Source organism: Mycobacterium sp., assembly GCF_050700595.1.
Classification (GTDB): domain Bacteria; phylum Actinomycetota; class Actinomycetes; order Mycobacteriales; family Mycobacteriaceae; genus Mycobacterium.
The window spans coordinates 1-6,900 of record NZ_JBOHHI010000016.1 but is presented as its reverse complement, the minus strand read 5'-3'; the positions used below and the strand labels follow the sequence as shown (position 1 = coordinate 6,900).

Here is a 6,900-nt window from a genome sequence, read left to right as displayed (position 1 = left end):
TGGCGTTGGCGTCGGCCCTGCGCAAGATCACCAATGGTGTGCAAACGGCCCCACTGCCGCCGGAGCCGCAGCTGGCCAGCCAGGCGCACTTGATGATTGCCAACCCGTTCCGTGCGGGTGAGCGCGTCGGGTCGTTGTTCTCCACGCACCCGCCGATCGCCGACCGGATCCGTCGGCTCGAGGCGATGGCGGGCGATTAGGCCGTGCGTACGCGATCTTGGTCCGGATTACCCGCCATCCGATCAGGCCGGCGGCCACCAAAAGCCCCATCAGGACAGCTTGCAGCAGACTGAGGAACATGCCACCGATCGGCGTTATCAGGTAGACGACGATATCCCCGCTGCGACGGGCGGTTTCAATGTGGTTCCACATGCCGTGCATTCTGTCCACCGACACCGCCGACAGCAGCCTCTCGATGCTGGCGATCAACGCGACGATGATCACACCCTTGCCGAGGGCACCCCAGTTGCCATCGGGAGGGCCAGGTAACTGCAGCGCATCAAGCAGCGATCCGTCGAGGGTGATCCGCGCGAGGTGGAACGGGAAGACCAGCGAGATGATCGTCACTGCGACGATCGCGACCAACGGACCGGGAATGTAGGCGAGGGGTCTGGGAACCCAGCGCCAGGCAATCAGAGTGGTGATTATCAGCATGCCCACGATGAGACTGCCGCCGTCAGCCTCGAGTAGTTGTTCGGGCAGGCCGATGATGTTGTGCCACGCAGAGCTTTTGGACTGCCCGTCCGACAGCACGTGTGCCTGTTGGAGCGCGATCGTGATTCCGATGCCGGCCAGGATCGCGTGGACGACCACCGGTGGGATCGCGAACGCGGCGCGCGCGACCCGGCCCAGTCCCAGAACAACCTGCAGCGCACCGGCGGTCATGGTGATCATACAAGTCACCGCCCAGCCGAATTGGGCGACGAGATCGGCGACGACCACCGTCAATCCAGCAGCAGGAGCACTGACCCGTAACGGCGATCCGCCCATGGGTGCAGCGTAACGATTCGCCGGTTAACGTTTCGGTGTCCAAGGTTGCAGCGGCGTTAAAGCTTTCGCACACAGGCCTTTACAGAACTCGGCGCCCAATTGCTATGGGTGACAGTACTTATACGGCAACTAGCCGGTCATAGTCATAACGGGCACAAGAGTTCCCACGAGGTTCATCGGTCCCTGGTTGGAGGATTAGTACCCTCGCTGATGTGGCATCACATGTGATATCACGTCCAGCATGAACCACGGCGATGCATCGAATTGCCGTGGCTGTCGCGATGGGCGCCGACGATGCAAGAAGCGATTGCCAGCACCGAGCAAGCCGCCGACGAGCACATCGCCGAGCGCGAAGCCGCCGGTGAGGACGTGTCGATGAATCAGTGGGTGGTGCAGAAGCTCGCGGGCGGGCAGCCGACCGGGCTCTTCGACTTGTGATAAGCGCGGCCGTGAGGAAGTTGTAACGGTCCGTTAACGTCCCGTTGTCCCTGGGTATAGACCGGCTTATAGTGGGTATACGTTTGCCGGTGTTTGCTGGCGACCCTACGAAGGCAGTGGTTCCGATGACAGAAATTAAGTCAATAGATATTCACGAGGCCGGACTGTCGTTGGACCTGACCGATCTGGTGTTCGAGACGCGTGTCGGGGCCGACATGAACCAGGCCGAGTTGGCCAACGCATTGGGTATTAGCCGGTCAGTGCTTGCCGCGTGGGAGAGCGGCGATGAAGTGCCGAATGTCGATGACTTGAAACGACTGGCTCAGGTGTGCGGCAAGCGGCTGCATATCCGCATCGATGTGGACTGACCGCCCGGCGTAGAGCGATCTAGAACCCGGTTCCGTAGACCTCGTGCCCAGGGGCCTCGGTGACCATCAGGCCGCGGTAGGCCTGCTCGACGTTGGAGCCGTGGTTGATCACGGCGTCGACTTCACGGGCGATCGGCATGTTCAGCCCGTACTTGTCGGCGAATTCCATGATCACGCTGGCCGCCTTGACACCCTCGGCGACCTGATTCATCGACGCGATGATCTCGTTGATCGGTTTGCCGGCGCCGAGTTGCTCACCGACGTGGCGGTTGCGACTGCGTTGGCTGGTACAGGTGACGATCAGATCGCCCATGCCGGCCAACCCGGAGAACGTATCGCGCTGCCCGCCGGCCGCCTCGCCCAGCTTGGACATCTCGCGCACCGAGCGGGCCATCACCATGGCCCGGGTGTTCTCGCCGATGCCGAGCGAGTAGCCCATCCCGACGGCGATCGCATAGACGTTCTTCAGCGCACCGGCCAGCTCGACACCGACCACGTCATCGGTGGTGTACACGCGAAATCGCCTGGTGCGGAACATTTGTGCGAGCTGGGCAGCGAGATGCTGGTCGGGCATCGCGAGCACAGATGCGGCCGCGTAGCCCTCGGCTACCTCGCGGGCGATATTGGGTCCGGCCAGAATGCCGGCGGGATGGCCGGGCAGCACCTCGTCGACGATCTGCGACATCCGCATGTTGGTGCCCTGTTCGAGTCCCTTGACCAGCGACACCACCGGTACCCAGGGCCGCAGCTCGGCGGCCAGTTCGGTGAGCACCGCGCGAAATCCGTGCGACGGCACCCCCATGACGACGACGTCGGCGCAGTTGGCAGCGTCGGAGAAGTCGGTTGTGGCGCGCAGGGTTTCGCTGAGGACGACTTCGCTGCCCAAGTAACGGGTGTTGCGATGGTTTTCGTTGATGTCGTCGGCGGTGTCCTGCGAGCGCACCCACTGTAGCGTCGGTCCGCGGCGGGCACAGATCGATGCGACGGTGGTACCCCACGACCCGCCACCCAAGACGACGACTTTCGGTTCGCGCATAGCTGCCATGGCGATCAGCGTATTGCCGACGGCGGCTGTTCACCGGCAGTTGGCTAACTCAGCGCTTGGGCGTTGTCCTTCTCCATCGTCGCGAACTGCTGCATGCAGACGTGCAAGTCGCCCGCGTGCTCGCCGACACGGGTCACCAGCGACGTCGATTTCATCGTCCATAGCGACGCGCGGTTGGCCAGCGCTTCGGCCGACCTGCCGGTCCAGCCGGGCGTCGCTGATTCGATGCGGTTGTCGGCTGCCAGATGGCGAGTGGCCAGGTCTTCGCCGTGCCCGGCGACGTGTGCTGCCGAGGCCAGCAACTGTTCGAGATTGACCTGAAATGGCATCGTGGTCTCCTCATGGCCGACGTTGCCTAATTGCATACCAAGGTCGGAATCGGCTGTCACTTCACGGCGCCGGAACGGGCAACGGCGGTGGCGTGGGCACGGGCAACGGCGGAGCCGTCGCAGGAATCGTGGGTGGAGGCGGTACTGGCACGGTTTGGATCACTGGTGGGTTTGCCACGGGCCCCAGGCCGGTCATTGGTAGACGCTCGGTCGGTATCGTCCTGGGCCACTCCTGGCGTAGGCCCTCTGGCAGTGGAGCAGTCCACGGTCGAGGCAAGTCCGGCAACGATGCACCGATATGGGTCTGCGGTAAGAGGAGGCTTAGCGGCCCCAATTGGTTTGTGGTCGAGTGTCGGGTGAACAGCTGCGTTGTCGTACCGTCCGGTTTGTACTGGTACGCTTCGGCGTTCGGATATTGCGTGACAGTGCCACCGGCCGCGATGTTCCCACCACCGATAGGGGCGATATTCATGTTGCCGAAGACTTTCACGAAGGGCTTGGCAGGGCCAGGCTCGAAAGGGTCTGCCGCACTGTAGGTGATCATTAGGGCGCCATTGTCGCCCTGGAGGACGCCGACAGCGGGAACGCCGGTGCCGGCCTCCACGCCGTCGGTTGACATCGTCGGGTTCTGCCGCGCCACGAGGATCCCATGTTCCATGTCGGCGTAGATGCTGACCCTCGAGGACTCCGCTGGAACAATCGACGAGGGTCCCCGGTTGTCTCCGGCCATGTGCGGCAAGCCCCGTCCGTTCATATTCTGAACCTCAGCCGCGGGTATATACATGTTTTGCCGGTAGACACCGGCGCCGGGCACGGGCTTGAATCGTCCGACCACGACGTTCGATTTGACCCCGCGGTATCTGGGATCGTAGGTGTGCGGATCGAGCGCATCGGCCATTCGCCAATCGTTGGATGACACCGGATCTCGACCGTAGACCTGACGGAAAGCGTCTCGTCGGCTTTGTTCTTGCTGCGCGTCGGCGGCGACCTGGTCCGGGGTCAGGCCGTCGGGGCCGATAGGTTCTATGGTCGGCGAGCCTTTCGGTATCGGCACATCGCCGTCGGCCATATTGATCGCGAGGGCCAATTGCTCGTCAACGAGGGTCGCCTCGCCGCAGATCGCATCGAGCCTCGGCTGGAACTCGTTCTGCTTTGCCTTGAGCTCGGAGGCGGTGCCGTTAAACGTTCCGCCGGCCACCACTTTGTTGGTGACGGGGTCGATAGTCAACCCAGCGACCTCGATGTCGGCGCGCAATGTTCTGAGTTTGGCTTGGACCGCGTCGATTTCGTCGGCTGCTCGGTCGGCGGCCATTGCCACCGCCAAGGCCTCGCGTCCGTGCTCGTCGAGGTCCTTACGTGTCTGCTCGATGGAATTCTTTGCGGCCTCGGCGGCGGCGCCACGCCAGGTCTGGAATACCGGCAGTGTTGCCAATCCATCTGAAGCAAGCTGGGCGGCTTCGGCCCGACTGCGCGCAGCATGAAAAACTTCTCGGACATCGCCGGAATTCCACCGGTCGATGTCCGCGACAGACAGGCTGGTCATGCGCCACTGCCTCCGTCTCGTCGCCACCGCCTTCTCGGGTGACGAAGTCTCCCACGGGCTCCTCGACCGTGTCACTTCACGTGCAGGCAAACTGAATTGCCAACTCGCGCCATAGCTGGGAAACTCTGCGCCGGTAGGTTGTGAAGACACGAGCCGTTACGCAGTTAGGTGTTGAGGTGACAGACAGCATCAATTGGCGCTACGCGATATTCGGTGGGGCGTGCCTGGGCGGGGTCATGTGGGCAACGGTCGCTCGCGTGGCCGTCTTCTCGTCCGCGCCCAGCGTGGCGCTCGGGGTCAAGTGGGCAATTGCTTCGGTATGTGTCGGCCTGATCGCCGTCGGCTTGGTTGTCGCGCGATGGGCTCGGACCAGTGCCCTGCGCACCGCGGGCGCTGCGGTCGTCATCGCCCCGTTAACCGGCGGATCTCTGATCCTGATCATCGGCGGTCTGAGGATGGCTCTCACATGACACCGCCGGCGCCCGGTTCTGTGGCCAAATACTGGTCCCCCGACGACAGACCAGTTCCTATGCTGCTAGGGCTCTTTGTCGGAATCCAGTCCCTCGTACTGTGCTTTGGGTTCTTTTGGCCAATCGCGTGGGTATTTCCGGCCATCCTGGGGGCCGTCACGTACCCGCGGGCGCGCACCCGACAGTTCGCGCTGGGTTCATTCGCTGCGGCCTGCGGAGCCGCCGTCGCCGTATTGACAGCATTTATCCTGGCGGGGTTCTGACGGCTATCCCGCCAGCCGCGCTCGCTCCGCGGCGCACATCCCAACACCATCGCCAGCATGTGCGCCTTATGGGTTGACTGCGCGGCGTTAGTGGTTCGAGTCGGCGGTGTCGTCCGTGTCGTGTTTGTTCTCGTGCGCGAGGATGCGCCGGGCGGCAACCGGTTTGCCCTCCACGCGTTTGATCACCTCGGGCACCGGTGGTGGGGTGGTGATGCGGCCCTGCACCGGGGCGCCGTTCTTCACCGTGGGACCGACGACGCGCTTGGTGTCGGCCTTCGCGTCGTCCGAACCGGCGGGGCCGCCCATCGGGCCGGGCGGCATCATCGGGTATCCCCCCATTGCGCCCCGCGGAGCTGTCGAGGGCTCAGCCGCAGGCGGCGGCGGGGGTGCCGGTGGTGACGATGCGGGGAAGGTGCCGGCCGACGGGGTAGGCGGCGGGCCGAGGTTTCCGGCTGGTGCGGTCCCCTCCAAAGCACCGCCGGCGGCCCCGGCAGCACCCGCACCGGCACCGAGCAGTCCACCGCCGGCGCCGAGCGCATCAGCGGGTAGCTCACCGGCAAGTGCCGCGCCCTGGCCGCCCCCTTCGAAGGCGTTCCCGAGCTGCGAGCCGGCCTGCACGCCCTGTTGCAGCGCCTGGTTGAGCGCCTGAAAGAAGCCGCCGAACATGCCGCCGATGCCCTGCCCGATACCGCTAATCTGTTGCGGTATTTGCTGAGCGGTCCCCATGAGCTGCTGGAGCGCCTGGGCTGATTGCTCCTCGTTGGCGGGGAATTTCGTCATGGCTTGGCCGGTTTTCAGTTCGCGCTGGCTGTATCCGCCCTCGGCGGCCGCCAGGTCGGCGGGGTCACCGGAATTGGCGGCCACGCCCAAAGCGGCGAGCAGTTGACTCATGGCTGAGCGTGCCGACGTCACCTGATCAGGTGCGAGCGGCGGTGGCGGCGGGAGTCCGAGCGCCTGCGCGAGCTGGCCCAAGACGATTTGCAGCTGTTCCGGGTCCATGACGATCTTTCTTTCTACGGCTGGTGGCTCAATGCCTGAAACCAGGCGAAGTGATAGTTGGCCGCGATGCTGTCGGCTGCAGTCAACGCGTCGATTGCCGCGAGCAGCTGCCAGTTGGTCAGCGCGGCGACGTCCAGATTCTCGGGGTACGCGTTCAGAACCTGCTCGCCAGCAGTGACGAGATGCTCGTGGAGAAGGTCGATTTCGGAATCGAGCACACCGGTGCCGCCGGAGGCAGCTTTGGCCAGAGTGTGGGCCAGCCGGGGCAGTCCGTCACGCCATTTGGTTGCCTGGCCGAGTTCCCAGCCGAGTTCTTCGACCACCGAGCCTTGACGGGCCCGGGTGGAGGTGGGCACGGGCTCGGCGTCCTCGGCGGGAGGCAGATAGTGCAGCGGTGCGTAGCTGGCGGTGACGGTCACTTCGCCGAGCAGTGATTCGATATCACCGCGTCTGAG

The 6,900-nt window shown here is 64.2% G+C and carries 8 protein-coding genes and 2 pseudogenes; 4 read left to right on the top strand and 6 right to left on the bottom strand.

Translation table 11 applies throughout. The annotated features are described in order from the left end of the window. Positions 1 to 200 (top strand): annotated as a pseudogene (locus ACRDTL_RS01285) (protease HtpX); the annotation flags it as partial. A gap of 13 nt (positions 201 to 213) precedes the next feature. Here the strand turns inward: ACRDTL_RS01285 and ACRDTL_RS01280 are convergent. After that, positions 214 to 990 (bottom strand): annotated as a pseudogene (locus ACRDTL_RS01280) (SulP family inorganic anion transporter); the annotation flags it as partial. A gap of 294 nt (positions 991 to 1,284) precedes the next feature. Here ACRDTL_RS01280 and ACRDTL_RS01275 point away from each other — a divergent pair. Both ACRDTL_RS01275 and ACRDTL_RS01270 read left to right on the top strand, forming a co-directional pair. Next, positions 1,285 to 1,428 (top strand): toxin-antitoxin system HicB family antitoxin, encoded by a 144-nt coding sequence (locus ACRDTL_RS01275; RefSeq protein ID WP_431504915.1) that lies wholly within the window; start codon positions 1,285 to 1,287, stop codon positions 1,426 to 1,428. 125 nt (positions 1,429 to 1,553) lie between these two features. Continuing rightward, positions 1,554 to 1,796 carry a helix-turn-helix transcriptional regulator gene (locus ACRDTL_RS01270; protein WP_431504914.1) on the top strand — a complete coding sequence of 81 codons (243 nt, stop codon included), beginning with the start codon at positions 1,554 to 1,556 and terminating at the stop codon, positions 1,794 to 1,796. Positions 1,797 to 1,815: 19 nt separating this feature from the next. Here the strand turns inward: ACRDTL_RS01270 and ACRDTL_RS01265 are convergent, their stop codons facing one another. The 3 genes from ACRDTL_RS01265 to ACRDTL_RS01255 form a co-directional block, all read right to left on the bottom strand. Continuing rightward, on the bottom strand, positions 1,816 to 2,841 hold the full coding sequence (locus ACRDTL_RS01265) for an NAD(P)H-dependent glycerol-3-phosphate dehydrogenase (RefSeq protein ID WP_431504913.1): 1,026 nt from the start codon (positions 2,839 to 2,841) through the stop codon (positions 1,816 to 1,818). A gap of 44 nt (positions 2,842 to 2,885) precedes the next feature. Continuing rightward, the gene (locus ACRDTL_RS01260; RefSeq protein ID WP_431504912.1) at positions 2,886 to 3,170 is read right to left on the bottom strand and encodes a WXG100 family type VII secretion target; all 285 of its coding nucleotides are present in this window, start codon (positions 3,168 to 3,170) and stop codon (positions 2,886 to 2,888) included. Between the two features lie 61 nt (positions 3,171 to 3,231). Further along, the gene (locus tag ACRDTL_RS01255) at positions 3,232 to 4,713 is read right to left on the bottom strand and encodes a hypothetical protein (RefSeq protein WP_431504911.1); all 1,482 of its coding nucleotides are present in this window, start codon (positions 4,711 to 4,713) and stop codon (positions 3,232 to 3,234) included. A 176-nt stretch (positions 4,714 to 4,889) separates the two neighbouring features. Here ACRDTL_RS01255 and ACRDTL_RS01250 point away from each other — a divergent pair, with 176 nt between their 5' ends. Further along, positions 4,890 to 5,183 carry a hypothetical protein gene (locus ACRDTL_RS01250; RefSeq protein WP_431504910.1) on the top strand — a complete coding sequence of 98 codons (294 nt, stop codon included), beginning with the start codon at positions 4,890 to 4,892 and terminating at the stop codon, positions 5,181 to 5,183. A 350-nt stretch (positions 5,184 to 5,533) separates the two neighbouring features. Here the strand turns inward: ACRDTL_RS01250 and ACRDTL_RS01245 are convergent, their stop codons facing one another. Both ACRDTL_RS01245 and ACRDTL_RS01240 read right to left on the bottom strand, forming a co-directional pair. After that, positions 5,534 to 6,445 (bottom strand): hypothetical protein, encoded by a 912-nt coding sequence (locus ACRDTL_RS01245; RefSeq protein ID WP_431504909.1) that lies wholly within the window; start codon positions 6,443 to 6,445, stop codon positions 5,534 to 5,536. Positions 6,446 to 6,459: 14 nt separating this feature from the next. Further along, on the bottom strand, positions 6,460 to 6,900 hold a 441-nt coding region (locus tag ACRDTL_RS01240), incomplete at its 5' end, for a DUF5631 domain-containing protein (protein ID WP_431504908.1).

Excerpts from the sequence above, each read along its gene's own strand:
- ACRDTL_RS01260 (WP_431504912.1), bottom strand. The coding sequence starts at position 3,170 with ATGCCATTTCAGGTCAATCTCGAACAGTTGCTGGCCTCGGCAGCACAC.
- ACRDTL_RS01245 (WP_431504909.1), bottom strand. The coding sequence starts at position 6,445 with ATGGACCCGGAACAGCTGCAAATCGTCTTGGGCCAGCTCGCGCAGGCG.
- ACRDTL_RS01270 (WP_431504914.1), top strand. The coding sequence starts at position 1,554 with ATGACAGAAATTAAGTCAATAGATATTCACGAGGCCGGACTGTCGTTG.
- ACRDTL_RS01275 (WP_431504915.1), top strand. The coding sequence starts at position 1,285 with ATGCAAGAAGCGATTGCCAGCACCGAGCAAGCCGCCGACGAGCACATC.
- ACRDTL_RS01265 (WP_431504913.1), bottom strand. The coding sequence starts at position 2,841 with ATGGCAGCTATGCGCGAACCGAAAGTCGTCGTCTTGGGTGGCGGGTCG.
- ACRDTL_RS01255 (WP_431504911.1), bottom strand. The coding sequence starts at position 4,713 with ATGACCAGCCTGTCTGTCGCGGACATCGACCGGTGGAATTCCGGCGAT.